The organism is Duganella sp. Dugasp78, from assembly GCF_059491455.1.
This window is the reverse complement of record NZ_CP168506.1, coordinates 145,588-171,912: the sequence shown is the minus strand read 5'-3', so window position 1 is coordinate 171,912 and position 26,325 is coordinate 145,588. Positions and strand designations below refer to the sequence as shown.

The 26,325-nt window shown below is 64.7% G+C and carries 23 protein-coding genes; 13 read left to right on the top strand and 10 right to left on the bottom strand.

Going from position 1 to position 26,325, the window contains the following annotated elements:
- Positions 1-23: 23 nt before the first annotated feature.
- The 5 genes from ACEN9O_RS00750 to ACEN9O_RS00730 are packed head-to-tail and all read right to left on the bottom strand — an operon-like array spanning position 24 to position 4,705.
- Positions 24-224 carry a DUF1656 domain-containing protein gene (locus ACEN9O_RS00750; protein WP_116992902.1) on the bottom strand — a complete coding sequence of 67 codons (201 nt, stop codon included), beginning with the start codon at positions 222-224 and terminating at the stop codon, positions 24-26.
- Complete coding sequence (locus ACEN9O_RS00745) at positions 214-2,361, bottom strand: FUSC family protein (protein WP_495615763.1); 2,148 nt, start codon at positions 2,359-2,361, stop codon at positions 214-216. Before ACEN9O_RS00745 ends, ACEN9O_RS00750 begins: the two co-directional genes overlap by 11 nt.
- Before the next feature lie 14 nt (positions 2,362-2,375).
- Positions 2,376-2,873, bottom strand: a complete 498-nt coding sequence (locus ACEN9O_RS00740) for a MarR family winged helix-turn-helix transcriptional regulator (protein ID WP_495615762.1) — start codon at positions 2,871-2,873, stop codon at positions 2,376-2,378.
- 50 nt (positions 2,874-2,923) lie between these two features.
- Positions 2,924-4,366, bottom strand: coding sequence for an efflux transporter outer membrane subunit (locus ACEN9O_RS00735; RefSeq protein ID WP_495615761.1), 1,443 nt, complete (start codon positions 4,364-4,366; stop codon positions 2,924-2,926).
- Positions 4,367-4,381: 15 nt separating this feature from the next.
- A complete protein-coding gene (locus ACEN9O_RS00730; RefSeq protein WP_495615760.1) occupies positions 4,382-4,705 on the bottom strand; it encodes a DUF4148 domain-containing protein in 324 nt (107 codons plus the stop codon).
- Positions 4,706-4,871: 166 nt separating this feature from the next.
- Between ACEN9O_RS00730 and ACEN9O_RS00725 the strand changes: the two genes are divergently transcribed.
- The 4 genes from ACEN9O_RS00725 to ACEN9O_RS00710 all read left to right on the top strand — a co-directional run bounded on the left by ACEN9O_RS00725 (position 4,872) and on the right by ACEN9O_RS00710 (position 9,332).
- On the top strand, positions 4,872-5,216 hold the full coding sequence (locus ACEN9O_RS00725; RefSeq protein WP_495615759.1) for a hypothetical protein: 345 nt from the start codon (positions 4,872-4,874) through the stop codon (positions 5,214-5,216).
- Between the two features lie 174 nt (positions 5,217-5,390).
- A complete protein-coding gene (locus ACEN9O_RS00720) occupies positions 5,391-7,853 on the top strand; it encodes an ABC transporter permease (protein ID WP_495615758.1) in 2,463 nt (820 codons plus the stop codon).
- An 8-nt stretch (positions 7,854-7,861) separates the two neighbouring features.
- Complete coding sequence (locus tag ACEN9O_RS00715; RefSeq protein ID WP_495615757.1) at positions 7,862-8,563, top strand: ABC transporter ATP-binding protein; 702 nt, start codon at positions 7,862-7,864, stop codon at positions 8,561-8,563.
- A 13-nt stretch (positions 8,564-8,576) separates the two neighbouring features.
- Positions 8,577-9,332: a hypothetical protein gene (locus ACEN9O_RS00710; RefSeq protein ID WP_495615756.1), complete on the top strand. Its 756-nt coding sequence runs from the start codon at positions 8,577-8,579 to the stop codon at positions 9,330-9,332.
- 153 nt (positions 9,333-9,485) lie between these two features.
- Here the strand turns inward: ACEN9O_RS00710 and sodB are convergent, their stop codons facing one another.
- Both sodB and ACEN9O_RS00700 read right to left on the bottom strand, forming a co-directional pair.
- On the bottom strand, positions 9,486-10,064 hold the full coding sequence (gene sodB / locus ACEN9O_RS00705) for a superoxide dismutase [Fe] (RefSeq protein WP_495615755.1): 579 nt from the start codon (positions 10,062-10,064) through the stop codon (positions 9,486-9,488).
- A 125-nt stretch (positions 10,065-10,189) separates the two neighbouring features.
- On the bottom strand, positions 10,190-11,170 hold the full coding sequence (locus ACEN9O_RS00700) for a LacI family DNA-binding transcriptional regulator (protein WP_495618408.1): 981 nt from the start codon (positions 11,168-11,170) through the stop codon (positions 10,190-10,192).
- A 246-nt stretch (positions 11,171-11,416) separates the two neighbouring features.
- On the opposite strand from ACEN9O_RS00700, the gene ACEN9O_RS00695 reads away from it, so the two are divergent.
- Entirely contained in the window at positions 11,417-12,409 is a 993-nt protein-coding gene (locus ACEN9O_RS00695; RefSeq protein WP_495615754.1) for a glucokinase, read from the top strand.
- A 134-nt stretch (positions 12,410-12,543) separates the two neighbouring features.
- Entirely contained in the window at positions 12,544-14,727 is a 2,184-nt protein-coding gene (locus ACEN9O_RS00690; RefSeq protein ID WP_495618407.1) for a glycoside hydrolase family 3 C-terminal domain-containing protein, read from the top strand.
- 315 nt (positions 14,728-15,042) lie between these two features.
- Here the strand turns inward: ACEN9O_RS00690 and ACEN9O_RS00685 are convergent, their stop codons facing one another.
- The 3 genes from ACEN9O_RS00685 to xseA all read right to left on the bottom strand — a co-directional run bounded on the left by ACEN9O_RS00685 (position 15,043) and on the right by xseA (position 18,405).
- Positions 15,043-15,273, bottom strand: a complete 231-nt coding sequence (locus ACEN9O_RS00685) for an addiction module protein (protein ID WP_495615753.1) — start codon at positions 15,271-15,273, stop codon at positions 15,043-15,045.
- A 61-nt stretch (positions 15,274-15,334) separates the two neighbouring features.
- Positions 15,335-16,960: a hypothetical protein gene (locus ACEN9O_RS00680; protein ID WP_495615752.1), complete on the bottom strand. Its 1,626-nt coding sequence runs from the start codon at positions 16,958-16,960 to the stop codon at positions 15,335-15,337.
- Between the two features lie 83 nt (positions 16,961-17,043).
- On the bottom strand, positions 17,044-18,405 hold the full coding sequence (gene xseA / locus ACEN9O_RS00675) for an exodeoxyribonuclease VII large subunit (protein WP_495615751.1): 1,362 nt from the start codon (positions 18,403-18,405) through the stop codon (positions 17,044-17,046).
- Positions 18,406-19,764: 1,359 nt separating this feature from the next.
- Here xseA and ACEN9O_RS00670 point away from each other — a divergent pair.
- The 7 genes from ACEN9O_RS00670 (at position 19,765) to ACEN9O_RS00640 (ending at position 26,322) form a co-directional block, all read left to right on the top strand.
- The gene (locus ACEN9O_RS00670) at positions 19,765-20,370 is read left to right on the top strand and encodes a MotA/TolQ/ExbB proton channel family protein (protein ID WP_495615750.1); all 606 of its coding nucleotides are present in this window, start codon (positions 19,765-19,767) and stop codon (positions 20,368-20,370) included.
- A 9-nt stretch (positions 20,371-20,379) separates the two neighbouring features.
- Complete coding sequence (locus ACEN9O_RS00665) at positions 20,380-20,814, top strand: ExbD/TolR family protein (RefSeq protein WP_495615749.1); 435 nt, start codon at positions 20,380-20,382, stop codon at positions 20,812-20,814.
- A 114-nt stretch (positions 20,815-20,928) separates the two neighbouring features.
- Positions 20,929-22,089: a tetraacyldisaccharide 4'-kinase gene (lpxK, locus tag ACEN9O_RS00660; protein WP_495615748.1), complete on the top strand. Its 1,161-nt coding sequence runs from the start codon at positions 20,929-20,931 to the stop codon at positions 22,087-22,089.
- The gene (locus ACEN9O_RS00655) at positions 22,070-22,246 is read left to right on the top strand and encodes a Trm112 family protein (RefSeq protein ID WP_008446346.1); all 177 of its coding nucleotides are present in this window, start codon (positions 22,070-22,072) and stop codon (positions 22,244-22,246) included. The genes lpxK and ACEN9O_RS00655 overlap by 20 nt, the downstream gene beginning before the upstream one ends.
- A gap of 3 nt (positions 22,247-22,249) precedes the next feature.
- Entirely contained in the window at positions 22,250-22,996 is a 747-nt protein-coding gene (kdsB, locus tag ACEN9O_RS00650) for a 3-deoxy-manno-octulosonate cytidylyltransferase (protein WP_495615747.1), read from the top strand.
- Positions 22,997-23,211: 215 nt separating this feature from the next.
- Positions 23,212-23,868 (top strand): adenylate kinase, encoded by a 657-nt coding sequence (gene adk / locus ACEN9O_RS00645; protein ID WP_495615746.1) that lies wholly within the window; start codon positions 23,212-23,214, stop codon positions 23,866-23,868.
- A gap of 180 nt (positions 23,869-24,048) precedes the next feature.
- Positions 24,049-26,322, top strand: a complete 2,274-nt coding sequence (locus tag ACEN9O_RS00640) for a sodium-translocating pyrophosphatase (protein ID WP_495615745.1) — start codon at positions 24,049-24,051, stop codon at positions 26,320-26,322.
- Positions 26,323-26,325: the final 3 nt, after the last annotated feature.

Sequence of the window (26,325 nt, the reverse complement as noted above, 5' to 3'; positions counted from 1 at the left end):
TTATCGAGCTAAATTATTTATACTTATTTATACAGCGTCACCAGCAGGGCGCTGAAGATGCAGACGAACAGGCACAGACGCACCAGCGCCGGATGCCAGCTGCGGCGGTAGGCGCCGAGGTGGCTCAAGGCGCTGTCGAGCGCCACCTGCAGCACCAGGCTGACGAGGAACAAGGGCAGCACGCCGGGCAGCAGCACGCCGAAAAAATCGATCTCACGCGGCATGGCCGGTTTCTCCTGTAGTGATCTGGTCCAGCAGGGACGTGTAAATGGAATGCAGGTCGGTCAGCGCGGTGTGCAGGCGCAGCTGGCGCTCCGGCGTGGCGGAGGGCAGGGCGGCGCGCACGCTGGCGCCGGCATCGAGTATCGACTGCAGCGCCGCCTGGCCGCTGGCGGGCGCCGGTGCCCGCAGGTAGGCGGCCAGCTCACGCACCACCAGCTTGAGCGCATCAGGCACCGGACCTGGCTGCGAGCTGGCGATCAGCTGGCGCAGTTCGATCACGGCGTGCCCCAGTTCCAGCAAGGTCAGGCCCTGACGCACCACGGCGCGCGCGGCGGCATCGGGCGCCGGGCCGGAGGCGGCGTTCAGTTGGCTGAGCAGGTCGCGCACGCGATTGTCGAAGCGGCGCTTCAGCCGGTACATCGATGCCGTGCAAGCACCTTGCGCCTCGCGCCACAGGGCGGCGGCCACGTGGTCCTTCTGACCCATGGTGTGCTCCGGCAGGATCAGCTTGAACATCAGGTAGGCCACCGCCACGCCCATCGTCAGCGACAGTTCGCTGCTCATGAAGCTCTCCACGTCGTAGCGCATCAAGTTGGTCGGCACCAGCAGCGTAGCGCAGAACATGCAGATGCCGATGCCCACGCCGGCCCAGCGCGGGCTGGTGATCAGATAGCTGCCCAGCACGAAGATCGGCAGCGCGGCGAGGATCAGCGTCGGGAAGTCGTTGGCGCGGGCGACCACGAAGAATTCGGTGACGAAGGCCAGCGGCGTCGCCACCAGGAAGCCGGTCAGCACCTGCTGGACCAGGGCCGTCGGACGCGGCGACGATGAGGCCAGCGCGCAGAAAATAGTCGCCATCAAAATGGCGTTGCCGAGGAAGGGCCAGGCCAGCCAATACCACACGCCCGCCGTCAACAGCAGCGTGACACCGGCGCGGAAGCCGCTGGCGGCGATGATGGCCGGCGGCGTCTTCGGCGTGTAGGCACCGGGATCGCTGACCTGCTGCCGCTTCTCCTGCGCCAGGCCGTGATACAGACCGGCGAAGGCTTCCAGGTCGCGCACGTAGCGTTCCAGCAGTTCCGTCGCCGTATCGAAGTCGATTTGCTGCGCGCGTTCGGGTGGCACCGCCGCTGCCGCCAGCGTGGCGCGCGCGGCGGCGATGTCGCGGGCCAGGCCGGTGCGCATTTGCGCCATGCGCTGCGGCGTGAGTTCGTCGCCCATCGCTTGCGCCAGATGCGCGTGCATCGGTTCGACCAGTTCCAGTACCGGCTGCGCGTGGGCCACGGCCGCGCCGCGCAGGCGGTGGATCAGGCGGTGCAGCGTGTAAAAGGTGGTCAGCACCGTCATGAAGGCGGCGTTGAAGGCATGCAGCTGGCGCGTGTGCGAGCGCGGATGGTCGGCCTCGAAGAAGGCCGCGGCGCGGCCCGATTCCAGCGCGGCGATGTCGGCGGCGAACTTCAGGTGACTGAGTTCCGTCTCGGCCGGCGTCAGGCGCTGTTCCAGCACCTGCGTGCAAAAGGTGATGAAGCTGGCGTAGCGCGCCTGCACGGTGCGCATCACGGCGCGCGAATGGCGGCGCGGGAAGACCACGTCGTGCACCACGGCGGCGCAGATGATGCCCAGCCCGACCTCGGTCACGCGCGTGACGGCCAGCGTGAACACGCGGTCCGGCGCGTCGATGGCGGGGACGGCGATCATGCAGGCGGTATAGCCGGCCAGGACGAAGCTGTACGATTGCTGGTTGCGGTGCATGGCGGCGCCGCCGGTGCACAGGGCGATCCAGACCGCCACGCCGATGAACAGCAGCGGCGGCGATTGCGGGAACAGCGCCACCAGCAGCAATGCAGCCGAGCAGCCGACCAGCGTGCCGAGAAAACGGTAGAAAGCCTTTTCCAGCACCATGCCGCTGCTGGGCAGCGCCAGGATCACGGTGGTGGCGAGGGCGGTGTAGGGGGCGTCGAGGCCGAGGCGGAAGGCCAGCCACAGCGCGGAGAAGGAAGCCAGCATCGTCCTGGCGACGAACACCCAGCGCTCGCCCTCGGTGTTGAACCAGCCGGCGGTTTGCGCCGCCAGCCAGCGCAACGCTCCCCTTGCCGCGCTTGGGTCCTGGTGGGGAAGGGCGGCTTGGGGAGGGTTCATGGCGTCAGTTCAGGCTATGTCAGTGCTTCGAGATTATCCAGCTGCCGTTTCAGCAGCGCTTCAAGTACTTTAACTTCTTCAGGGCTGTAGCCGTCGTAGGCGCGGGTGGTGGTCGCCCAGACTTCCGGCAGCACCTTGGCGGCCAGCTCGCGGCCGGCGTCGGTCAGCGTGATCATCACGCAGCGGCGGTCGCCGGGGCGGTTGCCGCGCGAGATCAGGCCCTGGGCTTCCAGGTCATTGCACACGCGCGTCAGGTTGGCCGGCTTTTCCATGCAGGCCTCGCCCAGCGTGGACGCGGTCGAGGTCTCGTCGTCCGAGCCGTACAGCACGGCCAGCACCATGTAGCTGGCGTCGACCAGTTCATATTTGCGCAGCGCCGCGTTGCTCAGGTCTTTCATCCTTTTCTGGATGTGGTAAGTCATGCGCAGCACGCGCATCAAATCCTCTGGGAACTCCGGCATTCGGGCATGGATGTTTTTCAGGCGTTTTTTAGTCGCTTCAAAACTGCTCATTGCCTGCTCCTCATACGTTTTTCAAAGGATTTGATTGTACTATCTAAGCATCATGGCAAATCCAGTTTTATGCCGCCGCCCAGCGCGGTCATCAATAATGTGTAGTTATCTAGTTGTTTGCTAGCCACTTGCGCCATCTGCTGTTCTTCGTTCAATAGCGTCAGCTGCGCGTTGATCACGTTCAGCGCGTCGGTCATGCCGGCGCGGTAGGCGCGTTCGGCCAGCGCCTGCTGGCGGCGCGCCGAGGCCAGGGCGCGCTGCGCCAGCTTGTCCTGCTGCCGGACCGATTCGATCCGCACCACCGCGTTGGCCACGTCGGCCATGGCCTGCACCACGGCCGCGTTGTACTGCTCGACCGCACCATCATAGAGCGCGGTCTGGTTGCCGAGTTGACTGCGCAGTCGGCCGCCTTCGAAGATCGGCAGGCTGATGGCCGGCGTCACGCCGCGCATCGAGGAGTTAGCGTCCAGGAAGTGCGCGAACCCCAGCGACTGGAAGCCGACAAACGCCGCCAGGTTGATGTTCGGGTAAAAATCGGCCTTGGCGCCGGCGATGCGCGCGCTGGCCGCTTCCATCCGCCAGCGCTGGGCCGCGATATCGGGCCGGTGGCCGACCAGCTCCGCCGGCAGCGCGGCGGGCACCGCGTCGCCATGGCCGGCGTCGAGGGCCAGCATCGGCCGGGCGATCGCATCGCCGTCGCCCGGTCCTTTGCCGATCAGTGCCGCCAGCTGGTTGCGCAGCAGGGCGATCGACTCACCGATCTGCTCATGCTCGCGCCTTCCGGCCGGCAGCGTGGTTTCTATGCTGGCCACTTCGATCTCGCTGGCCAGCCCCGCCGCCTGGCGCTTGCGCGTGATCTCCAGGATGCGCTGGCGCTGCGCCAGGTTCTGCGCCACGCTGTCCTGCAGCGTGTATTCCAGCGACAGCTGGATGTAGCTGCGCACGACGGCCGATTCCAGCGTCAGCCGCGCCATCTGCGCTTCGGCCGACGCCATGTGCGCCTCGTCCAGCGCGGCGGCCAGCGCATCGCGGTTGCGGCCCCACAGATCGAGGTCGTAGGCGCCGGACAGCGCGGCCGTGTTCTTCCAGGCGTAGTTGCCGGCCAGCGGAGCGGGCACGGTGCTGTGCGCGGAATACAGTTCGCGGTCGGCGCTGGCGGATGCGGTTACCTGCGGCAGCGTGCCGGCTTTGGCGACGCCGGCCAGCGCCTCGGCCTGGCGCACGCGCGCCTGGGTGGCGCGCAGCGTCGGGTTGTCGGCCAGCGCGGCGGCCACCAGCTGGTTCAGCTGCTCGTCGTGCAGCGCCTGCCACCATTGCTGCTCTGGCCAGCCGACGTTGGCGCTGGCGGCGGCGATGGCTTTGCCGGGATTCAGTCCGGCCGGTTCCAGCGCGACCGCCTGCGGCGTGATCTTGCCCATGTCGGCGCAGCCGGCCAGCATCGCCAGCACGCAGGCTGCGAGGGCGAAGGGCTGGACGGCGCGTGGCGATGTCATGGGGCGTGGTTCCGATTACTTGGCGTTGTGCTTCCGGGTCTGGGCGACATCCATGTCGGCCTCGGTCTCGATCAGCGTGCCGTTCTTGCGCGCTTCCAGGAACTCCGCCTGCACTTGTGCGCGGGTCAGGCCTGCCGGTTGGGCTTTGGTGGCCGTGGCCAGCGCGCCGTTGGCCACAGCGGTTTGCGCGGCGGTGGTGGCTGTGGTGGTGGCCGTGGCGGTGGTCGCGGCCGGCGCGGTGGTTTGCGCAAACGCGTTGGTGACGGTGGTGGCCGTGGCGGCGATGGCAAATGCGGCGGTGGCGGCGGCGGTGATCAGGTTTTTAGTCGTGATGCTCATGATGCTGCTCCTTTGGGTTGGCTGCGGGATGAGTTAACTATAGAGATGAATAATACATTTGTAAAGTAAAAAATTCCTATTGGAACGATAGCTTTTATGCGCGGCCACGCACGGAACGGCCACGGCGGCGGTGGTCAAATGGAGGTTTCATAGGGAGGAACAGATCATGTCTGACAGTACCTTGGACCCGGACAACATACCGGTAGGCACCGACCGCACACTGGGGCGCGGCCACGGCACGCGGGCGCTGGGCCCCAGCGACAACTCCGACAGCGGCAGCGACGTCGTCGGCGAGCCGGATCTCGGCCTCGATAGCGACACCGACGCCGAAGGCACCGGCGAACGCGCCGGAGTGGATGTGGAGACCTTGCCGGCGGATGCCGACATCGGCTTCGATCACGTCGAGACGATACCGGTGGTGGACGGCGCCTTCCACGACGAGCTTACGGAGGAGCGTCCGGAGCGGCGCGACTGGTCGAGAACCAGCTCGCCGCCGGCCCCACGTCCGTAATCGAAGCGGCGGCCGGCATGCCGGTGACATTGTGCCGGGCAATCCAGTCGTCGATTTTTGCAAACCATCGCCGCTGCCGGCGTTTCGTCGCATTCCGGCGGCCGGCCGCGCCAGGTTTGGGCATGCTGCTTTTTTTATATCGAAAGCAGCGAGATGTTCAGACTGGCGTTTTCCATGTTGCTGCGCGACTGGCGTGCGGGCGAGTTGCGGTTTTTGCTGGCGGCGCTGATGCTGTCGGTGGCGGCGCTGTCGTCGGTGAACTTCTTCGCCGCGCGCATGGGCGCCGGCATCGCGCGCAACGCCAACCAGGTGCTGGCCGCCGACCTGGTGCTGGCATCCGACCAACCATTGCCCGTCGACGTGCGCGCCGAGGCGCAGCGGCGCGGCCTGCGCAGCGCGGACACGGTCGCCATGCTGAACATGGCGGTCGCCGGCCGCGACGAGCAGGGCATGTCGATGCTGGTTGCGCTGAAAAGCGTCAGCGATGCCTATCCCCTGCGCGGCCACGTGAAGCTGCGCCGCGACGGCCAGCCGGATGCCGTGGCCACGGCCGTCCCCGCGCCGGGCACCGTGTGGGTGGGCGCGACGCTGACGGCGGCGCTGAACCTGCACATCGGCTCCACGCTGCGCATCGGTGAACGCAGCCTGACGGTGGCCGGCGTGATCGCCGCGGAGCCCGACGCCGCCGCATCCTTCCTGACGCTGGCGCCGCGCGCCATGATCTCCAGCGTCGACCTGATGTCCACCCAGCTGCTGCAACAGCATGCCATCGCCACCTACCGCCTGCTGCTGGCGGGCGAGCCGGCGCAGGTGGCCGGCTTCGAACAATGGCTCAAGGCGCGCCTCGCGGCCGCGCCCAAGCTGGGTATCGAAATCAGTTCGCTCGCATCGATGGGCGAGGACAGCCAGTCCATGCAGGACCAGGTGCGGCAGTTCCTGTCGCTGGTCAGCCTGTTGTCCGCGCTGTTGGCCGGGATCGCGGTGGCGATGGCGGCGGGGCGCTTCATGCGGCGCCACCTCGACGCCTGCGCCGTGCTGCGCTGCCTGGGTCAGACGCAGGCGCAGCAGACGCGCATGTATCTGCTGGAGTTCCTGATGCTGGGCGTGGCCGGCAGCGCCGCCGGCGTGCTGCTGGGATTCGGCTGCCACTTCGTGCTGCTGGAGTGGCTGGGCAAGCTGGTGGCTGCCGACCTGCCGCCGCCCGGCTGGCAGCCGGCGCTGCAAGGACTGGCGGCGGGACTGGTGATGCTGCTCGGCTTCGCGCTGCCGCCGCTGATCCAGTTGCGCAATGTGTCGCAGGTGCGCCTGCTGCGGCGCGAGCAGGAAGCGCCGCAGGCGCGCACCATCGCAGGCTATGCGCTGGGCGCCGCCGCCTTCACTGCCTTGCTGGTGTGGCAGACCGACGATGTCATGCTTGGCCTGGTGGCGGCGGTCGGCTTCGCGCTGTGTGGCTGTGTGTTCGGCCTGGTGGCCTGGCTGGGCGTCGGTTCGCTGCAGCGGTTGCGCGGCCTGTTCAATCATCCGGCCTGGCGCTTCGCCATCACCGACATGCGCCGCCGTCCGATCGCCAGCGTGACGACGATCGTCGCGCTGGCGCTGGGCCTGACCGCCTTGCTGCTGCTGACGGTGGTGCGCGGCGACCTGCTGGCGGCCTGGCATCGGGCCACGCCGGACGGCGCGCCGAACCACTACATCATCAACATCCAGCCGGACCAGCGGCAGGAACTTGCGGCGCGCCTGAAAAAATACGGCCAGCCGCAAATGCATGTGCTGAGCCGCGCACGGCTGACCGCCATCAACGGCAAGCCCGCGCAATCGGCCGATCCGCGCGCGAAGGATCTGGTCGAGCGCGAACTCGAAATCGAGCAGGCCGACCTGCTGCAAGCGCCCAACACCCTCACCGCCGGCCGCTGGTACGACGGCGGCGCGGCGGAGGTGTCGGTGGACCATGGCATCGCAGAGATCCTCGGCATCAGGCTGGGCGACCGCCTGAGCTTCGACGTGGCCGGCGAAACGCTGGAGGTCAAGGCCACCAGCCTGCGCAAGGTCGACTGGCGCGCACACCAGGTGGGCGCCGCGTTCGAGGTGGCGCCCAGGCTGATGGCCGGCATGCCGATGACGCTGGCGACAACGGCGCATGTGCCGGCCGACGACCGGCGCTTCGCCTACCTGTTGGCGCGCGATTATCCGAACCTCAGCGTGTTCGATATCAGCGCCTTCATCCAGCGCATGCAGGATATGCTGGCGCAGGTCAGTGCGGCGGTGGAATTTTTGTTCGGCTTCACGCTGCTGTCGGGATTACTGGTACTGTACGCGGCGATGGCGGGATCGCTGGATGCGCGCAAGCGCCAGGCGGCCCTGCTGCGCGCGCTGGGCGCGACGCGCAGGCAGCTGTCGCAGGCCCAATGGATAGAGCATCTGCTGACCGGCGCCCTGGCGGGCTTGCTGGCCGCCGGCGGTGCCACCGTCGCCAGCTGGGCGCTGGCGCGCTTCAGCTTTCACCTGGAATGGCATTGGTCGCCGCTGGTGTGGATCGCCAGCCTGGTGGCCGGCGCGCTGTGCGCCATGTGCGGCGGTTGGGCGGGCCTGCGCGGTGTGCTGAACCAGCCGCCATTACTGAGTCTTCGTGAAAACTAGGAGTAGCAATGACCAATATGAATCTCGCCGCCAGCCTGTTGCGGCCTGCGATCGCGGTAAAAAAACTGAGCAAGCGGGTGGCCGACGCCACCGGCGAACTGACCATCCTGCATGATGTCGACCTGACGGTGCAAGCCGGGGAGACGCTGGCCATCGTCGGCGCCTCTGGCTCCGGCAAGTCGACGCTGCTGGGCATACTGGCGGGGCTGGACCTGCCGACCAGCGGCACGGTGGCGCTGGAGAACACCGATATCTTCCAGCTCACGGAGGACGGCCGTGCCGTGTTCCGGCAGCAGAATGTGGGCTTCGTTTTCCAGTCCTTCCAGCTGCTGCCGCATCTGACGGCGCTGGAGAACGTCATGCTGCCGCTGGAGCTGCGCGGAGAAGGGCAGGCCAGCGAGAAGGCGAAGGCGATGCTGGAGCGGGTGGGTTTGTCGGCCCGCTTGCGGCACTATCCGAGGTATATGTCCGGCGGCGAGCAGCAGCGGGTGGCGCTGGCGCGCGCCTTTGTCTGCGAGCCGCCCTTGCTGCTGGCTGACGAACCGACCGGCGCGCTCGACGCGGCCACCGGCGCGGCGGTGATCGAGTTGATGTTCGCGCTCAATCGCGAGCGCGGCTCGACGCTGGTGCTGGTCACCCACGATTTGTCGATCGCCGCGCGTTGCGGCAGAACCGTTACCATGACGGCTGGCCGTCTGGGCCACGCTTGAGAAAGAGGACTGAATGCGTTTATCGAAACTGGTATTGATTCCCGTGCTGGCGCTGGCCGGCACCGCCGCACGCGCCGACGGCCTGGCCGACCTGAAGGCCGCGCTGGAGCGCTTGCAGGAGCCGGTGCCGTTAAAGGCCTCGCTGGATTCGAGCGTGTGGCGCCGCAACGGCGAAGGCAAGGATGCCGATGAAACCAATGGGCAGGCCGTCGTCGCCATCGAGGACGGCCAGCGCGGCATGCAGCTCAGCTACAGCCGCGAGATGCTGGCCAGGCTCGATGCCGAGGCAACGACACTGGCCCGCAACCCCAACGCCAAGACGCCGACGCTGAACGCGGCGCGCGAATTCAGCCCGACCGATCTGCGGCCCATGATCTCGGCTGCCAGCAGTCTGTCGCACATGCTGGAGAAGACCAGCTTCGTGGCCGAGAAGGCCGATGTCTACCAGGGCAAGCCGGCGCGCCTGCTCACCTTCGCGCAGGGCATCGACGCGCTGGCCGATCGCGATCGCAAATATGTCAAGGAATTTGACGGCCGCCTGAACGTATGGATCGCGGCCGACGGCACGCCGCTGGCCAGCCGCGTGACGCAGAACGTCTATGGCCGCGCGTTCATCGTGGTGACCTTCGAGGCGAAGAATGACGAGTCCAGCGTCTACGCGCTGGCCGGCAACCGGCTGGTGTCGATCCGCAAGGAGAGCCACAACACCGCCTCCGGCGCCGGAGAGAAGAGCGAGTTCAAGGCCGTCAAGACCCTGCAGCTCCAATAGGCTCGTCATTCCCGCGAAGGCGGGAATCCATGCCGGACAAGCTCACTCGCGGTGTATGGATTCCCGCTTTCGCGGGAATGACGGCGGGCGACTCAAGCTTAACTGAACGGCATTACCCCACAAGGGGGCTTTTCAGCAGCAGTCCGGAATCGCTTAAGCGAAGTTCGCGGCTGCGAAGTCCCAGTTGGCCAGCTTGAAGAAGGTCTCGACATACTTAGGACGCGCATTGCGGTAGTCGATGTAGTAGGCGTGCTCCCACAGGTCGCAGGTCAGCAGCGCTTTGGCGTCGGTGGTCAGCGGGGTGGCGGCGTTGGAGGTGTTGACGATGTCCAGCGTACCGTCGGCTTTTTTCACCAGCCAGGTCCAGCTCGAACCGAAGTTGCCTACGCACGACTTGGTGAACTCTTCCTTGAACTTGTCGAACGAACCCCACTTGGCGTTGATCGCGTCGGCCAGCGCGCCCGATGGTGCGCCTTTGCCGTTCGGGGTCAGGCCGTTCCAGTAGAAGGTGTGGTTCCATACCTGGGCCGAGTTGTTGAAGATGCCGCCGGACGATTTCTTGATGATCTCTTCCAGGGACAGGTTCTCGAACTCGGTGCCCTTGATCAGGTTGTTCAGGTTGGTCACATACGTTTGATGGTGCTTACCGTAGTGGTATTCCAGCGTTTCTTGCGAGATGTGCGGCGCCAGGGCGTCGATTGCATATGGCAGTGGTGGCAGGGTATGTTCCATTGTTCTTCCTTTTGTTGGTTTGACGATGTGAAAAGATCGAGGTGATTTTTGCCGAAACGTCCGCCATTGTAAAGCGGTTGGGGCTTCGGTGCAGAAAAGGCCAGTTTTCCGTGTGGCTACTACGGTCAGCGCACGCGCCGCGTGGTTTCGCGCACGATCAGCTCCAGCGGCGGCACTTCGCCCCGCGCTTCCTCGCCGTTGATGATGCGCAGCAGCGCCTGGGTGGCGATGCGGCCGATGTCATACAAGGGCTGGCGTATAGTCGTTAAAGGCGGCGTGGTATATGAGGAGCCGGGCAAATCGTCGAAGCCGACCAGCGAGATGTCGTCCGGCACGCGGATGCCCTTGCGGTACAGCGCCAGCCGCGCGCCATACGCGCTCAGGTCGTTGGCCGCGAAGACCGCGGTGAATTGCTGGTGCGTGTCGAACAGGCGGTTCATGGCCAGCATGCCGCTGGACTCGTGGTAGTTGCCCTCGACGATCAGGTTCGGGTCCAGCTCGATGCGCGCCTCGCTCAGCGCGCGGGTGTAGCCGGCCAGGCGCTCGGCGGCGTCGATGTTGTTGGCCGGACCGGAGATGAAGGCGATCTTTCGATGCCCCAGCTCGATCAGGTGGTGGACCGCCATGCAGGCGCCCGCTTCGTTGTCCAGCTTGAAGCCCAGCGCGCTGCGGGTCTGCAGCGCGCGGCCGGTGGAGACGATGGGACGCTGGCTGGCAAAGCCCAGCACGGCCTGGTCCGACATGCGGCCCGACAGCAGGATGATGCCGTCGACCTTGCGCGCCAGCAGCAGGCGCATGCGGTCCGCTTCCTCTTCCGCGTTCCAGTGGCCGCTGACGATCACCGAGGCGTAGCCGGTGCCCTTCAAGCCGTCGTCGACGCCGCGCAGCGTTTCGTCGAAGAAGGGGGAGGAGATGTCCTGCACCACGATGCCGATGGTCATCGAGCGGCCCTTTTTCAGGCCCTGCGCCATCTGGTTGGGCGCGAATTTCATTTTGTCGATGGCGGCCAGCACGGCCAGGCGCTTGTCGTCCGACACCTTGGCGGTGCCGTTGAGGATGCGCGACACGGTACTGGGCGACACTCCGGCCTGGCGTGCAACATCCATCAGGGTCGATGGGCCGGAGGAGTGGGGTATATCTGCCAAGGCGAGTCCTAGTCTTATTTCTATTCTTATCTGAAAACCTTTTCCTTGCAAGATTACCATAAATTTCACGATTTCCAGCCAAAACCATGCCCGATGCTGCATTGACTTTCATCGCGATACGGTATTTAATGAAAAAGGCGCTTGAAAACGTTTTCATGAGTGACCTGACATATAATCGAGCCGCCGGTAATAACAAGGAAGAGACCCATGAAACGCGAATCTTTTTCGCACCTCGCGAACGGCCCCCGCCTGCTGGCCGACATCGGCGGCACCAGCGCCAGCTTCGGCCTGGAGACGGCCCCCAACCGGATCGAGGCGATCTGGGTGACCGAGTGCGCGGCCTATCCGACCCTCGGCGCGGCGCTGGTGGCCTACCTGTCGCAGGCGGCCACGGTGGCGGCGGGCGGCTACCAGGCGCGCTTCGCCGGCATCGCCATCGCCAATCCCATCGACGGCGACTGGGTGACGATGACCAACCACCACTGGTCGTTCTCGATCGAGGCGGTGTGTTCGCAATTCAGTTTGAAATCGCTGGTGGTGGTGAACGACTTCACCGCATTGGCCAGCGCCTTGCCCTACCTGGCGCCGGACCACAAGCGCCAGATCGGCGGCGGCGTGGCGCGCGTCGGCGCCACCATCGGCCTGGTGGGCGCGGACGCGGGCCTGGGCGTGTCCGGCCTGGTGCCGGCCGGCGAGCGCTGGATCGCCATCGACAGCGAGGGAGGCCACAGCACCTTCGCGCCGATGAACGAACGCGAGATCGACATCCTGCGCTATGCGCGCCGCTATCACGAGCACGTGTCGAGCGAGCGGCTGGTGTCGGGCATCGGCATCGCGCTGGTGTACCGCGCGCTGGCCGAACGCGCCCGCATCGAGCCGCAGAACCTGAACACCGCGCAGATCATGGAGCGCGGCCTGCATCGCCTGTGCCCCGTGTGCGAGGAGACGCTGGAGGCCTTCTGCGAGATGCTCGGCACCGTGGCCGGCAACGTCGCGCTGACCCTGGGCGCCAAGGGCGGCATCTACATCGGCGGCCGCATCGTGCCGCAGATGAGCGAGTTCTTCGAGCGCTCCGGCTTCCGCGCGCGCTTCGAGCAGAAGGGCCGCTTCTCGGACTACCTGGCGCACATCCCCACCTTCGTCATCACCGAACAATATCCCACGCTGATCGGCATGTCGGCCATGCTGTCGGCCGGCTGATCACAAATCCCTCTGCGGTGGGCGGGCCGGTATCAATTACTAACAGGGTGCGCCGCGGCGTCTGCAGACGCCGTGGTGTGCATCGATAACAAGGAGACGCTTTGAAATCTGTTTTGAATCTTCGTGTGCTGGCGATGGCGCTGGCGATAGCCGCGGCGCTGCCGGCCAGTGCCGCCGATACCGTTCCGACCAACCGCCCCTGGCTGGACGCCAGGCTTGGCGCCGACCAGCGCGCGACGCTGGCGCTGCAGGCGATGACGCAGCAGGAAAAACTGGGCTGGGTGTTGGGCTGGTTCGGTTCCGACTTCGCCGACAAGAAACGCAATCCGGCCTCGCTGCCTCAATCGGCGGGCTATATCGCCGGCGTGCCGCGTCTCGGCCTGCCGGCTTTGTTCGAGACCGACGCTGGCCTGGGCGTCGCCAGCCAGGCCGGCAAGGCGCCGCGCGAGCGCACTTCGCTGCCGTCCGGCCTGGCCACGGCCGCGACCTGGGACCGCGAGCTGGCCTACAGCGGCGGCGCGATGATAGGCGCCGAGGCGCGCGCCTCCGGCTTCAACGTCATGCTGGCCGGCGGCGTGAACCTGCTGCGCGAGCCGCGCAACGGCCGCAACTTCGAATACGCGGGTGAAGATCCGCTGCTGGCCAGCACCATGGTGGCGCAGCAGATCAAGGGCATCCAGTCCAATCACGTGATCGCGACCATGAAGCACTTCGCCGTCAACGACCAGGAGACCGGCCGCTTCATCGTCGACAGCCGGATCGACGATGCCAGCAACCGCATGTCCGACCTGCTGGCCTTCCAGCTGGTGCTGGAGCAGTCCGATCCCGGCTCCGTCATGTGCTCCTACAATCGCCTGAACGGCGCCTATGCCTGCGAGAGCGACTACCTGCTCAACCAGGTGCTGAAGCAGGACTGGGGTTTCAAAGGTTATGTCATGTCCGACTGGGGCGCGGTGCACAGCACGGTGGCCGCGGCCAACAGCGGCCTCGATCAGGAATCGGGCTGGGAGTTCGACAAGAGCGCCTACTTCGACGGCGCGCTGGAAGAGGCGGTCGCCAACGGCCACGTGCCGCAGGCGCGCCTGGACAATATGGTGTTCCGCATCCTGCGCACCATGTTTGAAAAAGGCGTGGTCGATCATCCGGTGGCGGAGGGCGGCGCGATCGACTTCGCGGCGCATGCGCTGGTCAGCCGCAGCGATGCCGAGCAGGGCATGGTGCTGCTGAAGAACGCCGGCAACGTGCTGCCGTTGAAGGCCGGCGCGAAGAAGATCGTCGTCATCGGCGCGCATGCGGATGTGGGCGTGCTGGCAGGCGGCGGTTCGTCGCTGGTGTATCCGGTGGGCGGCAGCGCCGTCACCGGCATCGCGCCGACCAGCTGGCCCGGTCCGGTGGTCTACCATCCATCATCGCCGCTGAAGGCGATCCAGGCGCGTGCACCAGGCGCCAGCGTGGTCTACCTCGATGGCCTGGATGCCGCAGCCGCAGCGCGCGCGGCCACCGATGCGGACGTGGTGCTGGTGTTCGCGCAGCAGTGGATAGGCGAAGCGCTCGACGCGGTCTCGCTGTCGCTGCCGGATAATCAGGACGCGCTGATCGCCGCAGTCGCCAAGGCCAATCCGAAGACGGTGGTGGTGCTGGAGACTGGCGGCCCGGTGCTGATGCCGTGGCTGGACCAGAGCGCCGCCGTGCTGCAGGCCTGGTACGCCGGCACCAGCGGCGGCGAGGCGATCGCCCGCGTGCTGTTCGGCGAGGTCAATCCGTCGGGCCGCTTGCCGGCGACCTGGCCGGCGTCGACGTCCCAGTTGCCACGGCCGGTGCTGGATGGCGATCCGAAGGACGAGAAAACCCGCTTCGCCGTCAACTATCACGAAGGTGCGGCGGTCGGCTACAAGTGGTTCGACCTGAAGGGACTGAAGCCGCTGTTCCCGTTTGGTCATGGCTTGTCGTACACGCGCTTCGCGTATTCCGGCCTGGCCGTCAGCCAGAAGGACGGCAAGCTGCAACTGCGCTTCAAGGTGACCAACACCGGTGCGGTCAAAGGCAAGGATGTGCCGCAGCTGTACGTGGCGCCGCAGGGCGTGAAGTGGGAAGCGCCGAAGCGCCTGGCCGGCTGGGACAAGGTCGAACTGGCGCCTGGCGAAAGCAGGGAAGTCAGCGTGACGGTCGATCCGCGCCTGCTGGCGACCTACGACAGCCGCAGCAAGAGCTGGCGTATCGCCAAGGGCAGCTACAAGGTGCTGCTGGCGCACAGCGCCGCGGATGCGGATGCCGCCAGCATCAACGTTGCGCTGGACGCCCGCACGTTCAAACCGTAAGGCTGGAACTAAGGGTCAGTCGCCTTCGATATGACTGGCCCAGTAACCAGGTTTTCTACGATGACGTACGACGGCAACTACCAGGATTTCAGTCTGACTCGCCCGATATACCACACTGAATGGAAAACCTTTTACAAGTCGGCGGCGAGTTCCACCCGTTGAAGGGGCTCCACCAGCAGGATTGGCGACGGCCATGTTGATGGCAGATTCCACCGCCCGTTGAAAAATTGACACCGAGGCCAGTACCGGCAGCCGAGAAATACGCTACTTCCTTCAGAAGCTCAGCTTCAGCATCGGGTAGAAACCGGAGCTTGATCACCGCGCAAGGCTACGCACTTTGGCAAAAACGTCTTCGCCTGTGACGCTCTGTATTTCTCCACTGTCGTATGCGGCCAGGCGCCGCTCGATCTCGATAGCCCAAGCCGCCTCTACCTCGTTTATAGGCGACTCGTGGAGCGATTCAAGCAATAGGTCAACGAGCCGCGAACGATCTTCGGTCGAGAGCGCTATGCCGCGCTGCGCGAGTTCTTTCACTTGGTCATTCATGATGATCTCCCCGGAGCTAATACCAATAGTCTATACCGTTTGACAGATGAGTGGTTGGTGCTCATTCGTGCAGCAGCTGGGATAAGGCTTTCTCGATATCGATGGCGTAGAACGCCGCGCGCATTTGATACGGCGTCTGGCAGGGCACGACCAGCTTGCTGCCGTCCTTCAGGCCGAACGCCACTTCGTGCCGCGCCACGCAGGCGTCGGTCATGGCAGGGCCGGTGGCGGCGTCGCCGAACACGGGATGGCCTTCGATGCTGGTCGCGTAGCTGTCCTTGTGGATCGATTTGCAGACTGCCATGCCATCGAGGATGATGCCCTCCGGCGTCTCGGTGGTGCCGCTGCGGCCGGCGCAGTCGTCGACCATCAGCTTGACCACGGCGCGCAGTATCATCCGGTCCTTCAAGGCCTGGCTGGGGGGACGCAAGGTCGCCAGCGCGGTCTTGGGTAGCACGTCGTTCCACTGTTGTTCCATGGTCGTGGAGGAGGTCAGCAACTGCGGCAGCAACTGCGGCTTGCATGCCGGCGTGTCGCCGCATTCCAGCGCCTGCGCGAAGTCGGGCACCTGGCCCTGGCGCAGCTGATGGTAGAAGCGGTCGAAGCGCGCCAGCGCGCTGCCGGAGCCCTGGCGCGCCGCCAGGCTGTAGACATAGGCCGGCAGGCCGCACAGGTATTCGAGCCGCAGGCTGCCGATCTGACGCGGCGTCAGTGCGCGCCAGCTTTTGCCTTCGGTGTACAGCATGCATTCGGCCAGCGCCTTGTCCAGTTGCGCTGCCGCCTCCGGGCGCGTGAGCCAACCCTGCTGCACCGACGTGAGCCAGCGCAGGAACTCGCCGCCGCCTTCGTTGATCAGGCGCGAATCGGGATAGACATCGACTGCGTCGCGCAACTGGAAGCGGTGGCTGAATTCGTGCGAGACCAGCAGCGTCAACTTGGCTTTCTCTTCCGGTCCCGGCGCCTGCGGCCAGTTGAACAACGCCAGCCGCAGGATATTGCCGGCGTCGCCGCCGACATTCGGGCCTCCAGGTTCGCTGGCCGCGATGGCGGCAATCACCGGCCGGGTGAAGAGCGCTTGCGGCAGCTGCTTGCTCAGATAGGCGATCGTGCCATCGGCCACCTCGCGGATTTGCGCGACGGTCGCCGCCGACAGGCGCGGATCGAAGTAGTCCAGCGTGGCCGAGGTCTGCGGCGTCAGCATCAGCATGGCGGGGGTGTCGCCGCCGGTGGCTGCATTGGGCGTGGCCGTGTCGCGGTAGCGGTGGCCGTCCATGACGATGTCCGCAGCCTCGAAGCGGTAGCGCACCGGGCCGCAGCTGTCGGCCAGCGCGTAGTTGGAGCTGTGGACGTACATGCCGCCGGGCGCGGGGAAGGAGCCGGGATAGCCGCTGATCTTTTGCATCGTCGCCGGCACGCGGAAGCGCGCGGTGCAGGCGCCGGCGCTCTTCAGCAGATCGCCTTCCGGCGCGGCGCAATCGTTTTGCTTCTGCCATGCGGCGCGGATCTCCTGGCCGCCACGCCCGTCCTTGAGAAAGCCGAGGGCGGTGCAATGCTCCGGCAGCGCGAAGCTGACCTCCAGGGCGTCGGCGGAGAGCAGCTTGATGTCGACGTCCACCGTTGCCGAGTGGGCGGTGAGCGGCAGCAGCGCTACGCCCAGCAGGTGCAGCCAGGTAGGTGATATTTTCATGTATATCGGATGCAGTAAGCGGTCGCAGAAAATATCATAAATGCAACCGGCACACAAGCAAGCGCCGGCGCCACCCGGCCGGCTTAGTCCAGCGAGGGCTGCACCGATGCCACGCCGACTTGGGCGCTGCCTTCCGCCAGGCGCACGGTCAGCGTGCTGCGCGGCTTGAGCTGCGCCGGCGCGCGCACGATGGCGCCCTGGTCGTCGGTGACGATGGCGTAGCCGCGTTCCAGCGTGCGCTGTGGATTCAACAGCTCCAGCTGCGAGGACAGGGCCGCCAGCGCGTCGCGCCGTTGCGCCAGCTGCGTGGCGACGCTCATCGTCACGCGGTGCTGCAAGTCCGACAGCTTCGAACGCGCCGCCGTCACATCCGGCTTGCGCGCGCCGAGCCGGCCGCTTAAACGGTCCAGTTGAAAGCGCGCCTGCGACAGCGGGGCGCGGTTCGCATGCGTCATGGCGGTCGACAGGGCCAGCAGCTTCAGGCGCTGCTGGCGGATCTGCGCGCCGGGGCTGAGCAGGCGCCGCGTGTAGTTGTCCAGGTTCTGCGTCGCTTCGTTGACGCTGCGCCGCATCGCGCGCCGCAGGTCGATCGCATCGGCGCGCAGCGACGCCATCCAGTCCGCGCGCGGCGTGACGGCCAGTTCGGCGGCCGCGGTGGGCGTGGCCGCGCGCAGGTCGGCGGCGAAGTCGCAGATCGTGAAGTCGGTCTCGTGGCCGACGCCGGAGATCACCGGCATGCGGCAGTTGGCCACGGCGTAGGCCACATCTTCCTCGTTGAAGGACCACAGATCCTCGATGCTACCGCCGCCACGACAGACGATCAGCACATCGCAATCGTTGCGCAGCGAGGCGGTATCGATGGCGGCGGCGATCTTGTCGCCGGCACCCTGGCCCTGCACCGGCGTCGGATACAGCACCACGTTCACATGCGGCGCGCGCCGTTTCAACGCGGTCAGCACGTCGCGCAATGCGGCGGCCTGCGGACTGGTGACGATGCCCACCGTGCGCGGGAACAGCGGCAAGGCGCGCTTGCGCTCCGGGTGGAACAGGCCTGCCGCGTCGAGTTTTTCCTTGAGCCGCTGGAAGGCTTCAAACAGCGAGCCGACCCCGGCGCGGCGTATCGCCTCCACGTTGATCTGGTAATCGCCGCGCGCGCCGTACAAGGTAACCAGCGCCCGCACTTCGACCTTGTCGCCTTCGCGCGGAATGAAGCCGGCATATTGGGCGCGTCCGCGGAACATCACCGCGCGTACCTGGGCCGCGTCGTCCTTGAGCGTGAAGTACCAGTGGCCGGAACTGGCCTTGGTGAAGTTGGACACCTCGCCGGAGATCCACGTGAGCGGGAAGCTGCGTTCCAGCAGCCGCGCGACGGCCTGGTTGAGCGCGGTGACACTCATGACAGGGGCGGCGGCAGGGGCGTTTTCGTTACGGTCGTCGAGGTTCATACATTTCAAAAAAAGAAACTATCCACACTTTGCGATTTGAGTCATACAGCGGTCACAGAGCATCTAAAGCGCTAGGTATTATAGGTAGGTATATGATTTTAAAGGGTAAACATTTCTGCCGTATTTGCGAGCAAAGAGGAAAAACCCTTACGGATCAAGTACTTTGCCCTGGCCACCAGCAGTTACGCACAAAGTTATCCACAAAAGATGTGTGAAACTTTTGTGATCGATAGCTATTTTCTTCTTGCTGATTTTATCATGCTCAAAATTTACGCAAGGCAAGTATATTGTGACAAATCAATGACTTAAGTAGTGACGTGCGGCATTACACACACTTTTATCCACAGAAGATGTGCAAAACTCCGGACTTGCCCCCAGGCGATGCATGACGGTGAATGAGGGTGAGATCGGCGTCCGCCTTGGCCGCCGGCCGGCCTGGGGATAAAAAACCGCCTGCTTCATTTTTGCGCAGGGCAATAAAAGCGATATAAATCAATGGCTTTGACTGCACTGTCCGGCCTTGCTAACAATCTTATCCACACAAAATGTGCAGAAGTGCCCGCTTTAAGGCGATAGGCGGGCGTTATCGCTCGCGGACGCGGCAGGGGCGGTGGAAAACTTGGTTTTAGCTATGAAAAGTGGTCGAAAACCGTGGGCTGCACTATTTTTACTCACGGCAAAAATTCCCTTATAAAACAACGGTCTTTCACCATGTGGGAGGCGTTGCTCACAATCTTATCCACATTAAGTGTGCAGAAGTCCACAAGCGTACCAGCGCCGCAAGGCTGCGTTTTTGTCGGGTTTTTCCTGCGGTTTTTTTACGCATGGAAAAAATATCCTTATGAATCAAGGACTTTGTATACCATCGGAGTCCTTGCTAACAATCTTATCCACATTTTTTGTGCAGAACTCGGCCAAGTTCAGCCGTTGGCCACTTTTGGTGGCTGAAATTAGTGAAAATGCAATGGTTGTGGTGTGGATAAGGCCATATGCCAGATTTTTACGCAAGGATATAAGTTTGATTGAAATCAATGACTTGAGTGATCGTGCAGTGCCTTGCACACAATCTTATCAACAGAATATGGGCATAACTGGGCACAACTTTTGCTGAGCAAAAAGCGGGCCTGAGCATGGAAACTGCGTCATTTTTAAGCTTTGAAATTATCCCGTTTAGAATCAACGGCTTGGGTGGGGTAGGTGGGCATTGCGCACACAATTGTCCACAGAAAATGTGCAGAACTCAGTTGCTTGTATGATGACCGTCTTGCGGCGACGTTCCCTCAGCCATCGGGCACTTGCCGTGGACGGCCCAACAAGATACATTGCGCCTTCGGGTGTTTATCTAGACAGGAGTTCCTTTTGCTCGCCTTATTACAAGCCGCCGGTTGGCCTATCTGGTTGTTGCTGGTCGCCTCGATCGTCGCGACAGCGCTGATCATCGAACGCTTGCTCTATCTGCGTCGCAGCAAGATCCTGCCGAAGAAGTTGCTCGATGAAGTGGTGCAGGTCTACCGCGGCGGCAATATCACGACGGACGTGATCGACAAGCTGGAGAAAAGCTCGCCGCTGGGCGTGGTGCTGTCGGCCGCGCTGCGCAATATCGATGCGCCGCGCGATGTGATGAAGGAGTCGATCGAGGAGGCGGGCAGTGGCGTGGCGCACACGCTGGAACGTTTCCTGACGACGCTGGGCACAATCGCAACCCTGGCTCCGCTGATGGGACTGTTCGGCACGGTGGTCGGCATGATCGAGATTTTCGGCGCGCAGAATGCGACCGGCGCCAATCCTGCGCAGCTGGCGCACGGTATTTCGGTGGCCTTGTATAACACCGGCTTCGGCCTGGCGATCGCGATGCCGACGCTGGTCTTCTACCGTCACTTCCGCGCGCTGGTGGACAGCTTCGTCATCGAGATGGAACAGCTGGCGGTGAAGTTTGTCGATGTCGTGCACTCCAAGCGCAAGTAAGGACGCCGCATGAACTTTCGCAAAGGCCGGCACCGTGAAGACCCTGAGATCAACCTGATCCCGTTCATCGACGTGCTGCTGGTGATCCTGATCTTCCTGATGGTGACCACCACCTACAGCAAGTTCACCGAGCTGCAGATCACGCTGCCAACCGCCGACGCGCAGAAGGCGACCGACAAGCCGTTCGAGCTGAACGTGACGGTGGACGCCAAGGGCAATTACACGATCAACGGCGATCCGGTGTCGTTCCATGACGTGGCCGGCTTCGCCCAGGCCATGAAGAACGCCGCCGACAAGGGCGGCGCGGGCGGCAAGTCGCCGGTGGTGATCGTCAACGCCGACCAGTTCGCGATGCACCAGATGGTCATCAACGTGATGGAAGCGGCGCGCATCGCAGGCTACGAAAAGCTGACCTTCGCCGCGCAGACCAGCGGTGCAAAATAACATGTGATCGCCCGTCATTCCCGCGAAAGCGGGAATCCATAGAACGCCGACTACGGACGTTCAGCATGGATTCCCGCCTGCGCGGGAATGACGGCGGTAGGCTAAGGCTCTGAATTGCCCAATCAATCTCCCACCAAATCGTCGGCGCTCGAAACGACGCTCACGCGTAACTGGCTGCGGCGCGGGCCGCTGGCTTGCGCCTTGTGGCCGGTGTCGCTGCTGTTCCGCGCGCTCAGCGGCCTGCGGGCGGCCCTGTTCCGCGCCGGCGTGCTGAAGTCCTCGCGGCTGCCGGTGCCGGTGGTGGTGGTGGGGAATATCTACATCGGCGGCACCGGCAAGACGCCGCTGACGATCTGGCTGGTGCAGGCCCTGCAGGCGGCCGGCATGAAGCCCGGCGTGATCTCGCGCGGCCACGGCAGCGACGGCGTCGGCGACGACGCGCGCGCGGTCAGCGCCGCGTCCACGCCGGCGCAGGTCGGCGATGAGCCGTTGCTGATCTGGCAGCGCACCGGCTGCCCGGTCATGGTCGGCCGCGACCGCGCCGCCACCGGCCGCGCGCTGCTGGCCGCCCATCCCGATGTGGACATCCTGCTGACCGACGACGGCCTGCAGCACTACGCCTTGCAGCGCGACGTGGAAATCATCTTGTTCGACGGCCGTGGCGCCGGCAACGGCTGGCTGCTGCCGGCTGGTCCGCTGCGGGAACCGGTCTCGCGCCGGCGCGACTTCACCGTCATCAACACGCCCGAGCTGACCGATGAGCTGGCGCGGTCGGTCGGCTGCGCGATTGAGCCGCGAAGCCACCCCGAAGAGCTGGGGTCTGACCCCGTAGGGGGTCAGACCCCTGTTCGCCGCAGTGCGGGGTTGAACGATTTCCGCCAGCGCCCGATCCAGATGACGCTGACAGGCCTGCACGCCGAGCAGCTGCTCGACCGTTCGCAGCGCCGTGCGCTGGCCACCTTCGCGCAGCCTGGCCTGCGCGTGGCCGCCGCCGCCGGCATCGGCAATCCGGTGCGCTTCTTCGGCATGCTCAAGGCGGCCGGCCTGCGCATCACGGAGCTGCCTTTGCCCGACCATCACGACTTCCAGGACCGCCCGTTTGCCGCGCTCGACGCGGACCTGATCTTGATGACCGAGAAGGATGCAGTAAAATGTGCGCAAATTGAAGAACTCAGAGACGACCCGCGACTATGGGTCGTCCCGGTGACGGCGCAGCTCGATGGCGCGCTGGCCGACCAAATTGTGGAGAAATGTCGTGGACGCTCGATTGCTTGATATCCTGGTATGCCCGGTCTGCAAAGGCCCCCTGGAGTACGATAAAAAAGCCCAGGAAATGATATGCAAGGGCGACCGCCTGGCCTATCCTATCCGCGACGGCATCCCCATCATGTGGGCCGACGAGGCGCGCACCCTGCAGGACAAGGCGGAATAAGCGGTGTCCTTCATCGTCATCATTCCGGCCCGCCTGGCCTCGACCCGGCTGCCGAACAAGCCGTTGGCCGACCTGGGCGGCAAGCCCATGGTGGTGCGCGTGGCCGAGCGCGCGCAGCTGGCCGGCGCCAGCCGCATCATCGTCGCCACCGACCATGAAGACATCCGCGCCGCCTGCGTGCAGCACGGCGTGGAAGTGTGCATGACCCGCGCCGACCATCCGTCCGGCACCGACCGCATCGCCGAAGTGGCGCGCGCGCTGAACCTGCCGGCCGACGCCGTGGTGGTCAACCTGCAGGGCGACGAGCCGTTGATCGACCCGGCGCTGCTGCAGGCCGCCGCCGCCCGCATCAACGCCGACGTGCCGATGTCCACCTGCGCCCACCCGCTGCACGACGCCGCCGACGCCTTCAACCCGAACGTGGTCAAGGTGGTGCTGGACAAGGCCGGCCGGGCCCTGTATTTCTCGCGCGCGACCATACCCTGGAACCGCGACGCTTTTGCGCAGTCTAAATCCACGCTGCCGGACGGTTACGTACCGTTGCGTCACATCGGACTGTACGCCTACCGCAACGACTTCCTGCAGGCCTACCCGGCGCTGGACGTGTCGCCACTGGAATCGATCGAAGCGCTGGAGCAGTTGCGCGTGCTGTGGCACGGTTATCCCATCGCGGTCCATGTGACCGACTCGGCCCCGGCGGCCGGGGTGGATACGCCGGAAGACCTGGTCCGCGTCCGGCAGTTCTATTGATTTGTATCAAACAGGCGCGTCAGGCAGCCGTCAGTTACGATTGATATAACCAAGACAACGGTGCGATATTCATACGGAATATCTCTCCATACCCCGGTTTCGGGAGCTAAGAACGGTCTAAGCCGTCACAAATTGGCGTTGAGACGAAGTTTTGTGGTAAGTTTCGTACGATCCGATACCAACTAACCCATCCATATCTGTTTTAGGAATTTTTCATGCGTCTTATTCTTTTAGGAGCACCAGGAGCCGGCAAGGGCACCCAGGCTAATTTCATCAAAGAAAAATATAACATCCCGCAAATCTCCACCGGCGACATGCTGCGCGCCGCGATCAAGGCGGGCACGGAAATGGGCCTGGCGGCCAAGAAGGTGATGGATGCAGGTGGTTTGGTATCGGATGACATCATTATCGGTCTGGTCAAGGACCGCCTGGCCGAGCCGGATTGCGCCAACGGCTACCTGTTCGATGGCTTCCCGCGCACCGTCGCGCAAGCCGATGCGATGAAGGACAGCGGCGTGGTGGTGGACTACGTGCTGGAAATCGCCGTGCCGGACGAATCGATCATCGAACGCATGGACGGCCGCCGTTGCCATCCGGGTTCGGGTCGCGTTTACCACGTCAAATTCAATCCGCCCAAAGTCGACGGCAAGGACGATGTCACCGGCGAGCCGCTGGTGCAGCGCGACGACGACAAGGCCGAGACCGTCAAGAAGCGCCTGGACGTCTATCACAACCAGACCGAAGTGCTGCTGAGCTACTACAACAACTGGGCGCAAACCGGTCAGCCGGGCGCGCCGAAGTATCGCCGCATCGTCGGCGTCGGTCCGGTAGAGCAAATTCGCGACAGCGCGTTTGCCGCGCTCGCGGAATAAGCGTTAAAGTAGAGCGGACCGAGTGTCCGCTTTTTTTGCGCCTGAAATAGGCTGGATGCCATCCCGTTTTTTGAAGTGTTGCAGTTCGCAGGTTTAGTTGGCTGCGCTTGCCTACCCGGCGGGCGTTGGTTTTCTGAAGTGTGGGTTTGTAGGCTCGATCAATAAAAATAAGGGGACACTATGGCAGCTAGCCTTTGGTTTGCAGTTGCGTGCGGCGTTATCGCCGTGATTTACGGATTATGGTCACGAAGCTGGATTTTGGGTCAGGATGCGGGCAACCCGCGCATGCAAGAAATTGCACTGGCCATCCAGCAGGGCGCCGCCGCCTATCTGGCGCGCCAGTACCGCACCATCGCGATCGTCGGCGTGGTGCTGCTCATCCTCATTGCCGGCCTGCTCGACATGAAGACCGCCATCGGTTTCCTGGTCGGCTCGGTGCTGTCCGGCGCCTGCGGCTTCATCGGCATGAACGTCTCGGTGCGCGCCAATGTGCGCACGGCGCAGGCGGCCACCAAGGGCATGAACGAGGCGCTCGACGTCGCCTTCAAGGGCGGCGCCATCACCGGCATGCTGGTGGTGGGCCTGGGCCTGCTGGGCGTGGTGCTGTTCTATATGTTCCTGACGGGGATGGCGCCGGGCGCGCCCAACCCGCCGCTCAATCCGCACGATGTGATCAAGCCGCTGATCGGCCTGGCCTTCGGCGCTTCGCTGATCTCGATCTTCGCCCGGCTGGGCGGCGGCATCTTCACCAAGGGCGCGGACGTGGGCGCGGATTTGGTGGGCAAGGTGGAGGCGGGCATCCCGGAGGATGATCCGCGCAACCCGGCGGTGATCGCCGATAACGTCGGCGACAACGTCGGCGATTGCGCCGGCATGGCGGCCGACCTGTTTGAAACCTATGTGGTGACCCTGATCGCCACCATGCTGCTGGGCGCCTTGCTGATCACCTCGGCGCCGACCTCGGCCATCGTCTATCCGCTGCTGCTGGGCGCGGTGTCCATCATCGCTTCCATCATCGGCTGCTCGATGGTCAAGGCCAAGCCGGGCAAGAAGATCATGTCGGCGCTGTACACCGGCTTGTGGTGGGCGGCCGGCCTGTCGCTGCTGGGCTTTGTCGTGGTGACCTGGCAGATCTGGCCGGACGAGGCCATGCGCATGAAGATGATGGGCTGCACCGTGGTCGGCATCGTGCTGACCGGGCTGATGGTCTACATCACCGAGTACTACACCGGCACCGATTTCGCGCCGGTCAAGCATATCGCCGAGGCGTCGACCACCGGCCACGGCACCAACATCATCGCCGGCCTGGGCGTGTCGATGAAGTCCACCGCCTATCCGGTGCTGGCGGTGTGCGCGGCGATCCTGGTGTCCTACCAGCTGGGCCAGCTGTACGGCGTGGCGATCGCCGCCACCTCGATGCTGTCGATGGCCGGTATCGTCGTGGCGCTGGATGCCTACGGTCCAATCACCGACAACGCCGGCGGCATCGCCGAAATGTCGGGCATGCCGGAATCGGTGCGCGCGATCACCGATCCGCTGGACGCGGTGGGCAACACCACCAAGGCCGTCACCAAGGGCTACGCGATCGGCTCGGCCGGCCTGGCCGCGCTGGTGCTGTTCGCCGACTACACGCACGCGCTGGAATCGCGCGGCCAGAGCATCACCTTCGACCTGTCGAACCCGATGGTGATCGTCGGCCTGATCATCGGCGGCCTGATTCCCTACCTGTTCGGCGCGATGGCGATGGAGGCCGTGGGCCGCGCCGCCGGCGCCGTGGTGGTGGAGGTGCGCCGCCAGTTCCGCGACATCAAGGGCATCATGGACGGCAGCGGCAAGCCGGAGTACGACAAGGCGGTCGACATGCTGACCGCGTCGGCGATCAAGGAAATGATCATCCCGTCGCTGCTGCCGGTGGTGGTGCCCATCATCGTCGGCATGTTGCTGGGAGCGGCCGCGCTGGGCGGCATGCTGATGGGGACCATCGTCACCGGCCTGTTCGTGGCGATCTCGATGACCACCGGCGGCGGCGCCTGGGACAACGCCAAGAAATACATCGAGGACGGCCACTTCGGCGGCAAGGGTTCGGATGCCCACAAGGCGGCCGTGACCGGCGACACCGTGGGCGACCCGTACAAGGATACGGCCGGCCCGGCCGTCAATCCGCTGATCAAGATCATCAACATCGTGGCGCTGTTGCTGGTGCCGCTGCTGCCCGCCTCGGGCTGGCTGGCGGTGACGGTAGCGGCGCCGGTGAGCGCGATCGTCGCGCCGCCGCCAGTCATGATGACGGCGCCTGGCGCGGGGATGATGGGGCAGGGCGCGGAGATGATGAAACCGGCCGACGCGCCGCCACCACCGCCGGCGTCGGCGCCGATGACCGAAGGTGCACAGCCGGGGCAGGGGGCGCCGGCCGCACCGGCCACGCCGGCCGATCAGCCACCGCCAGGCAAGTAAGCG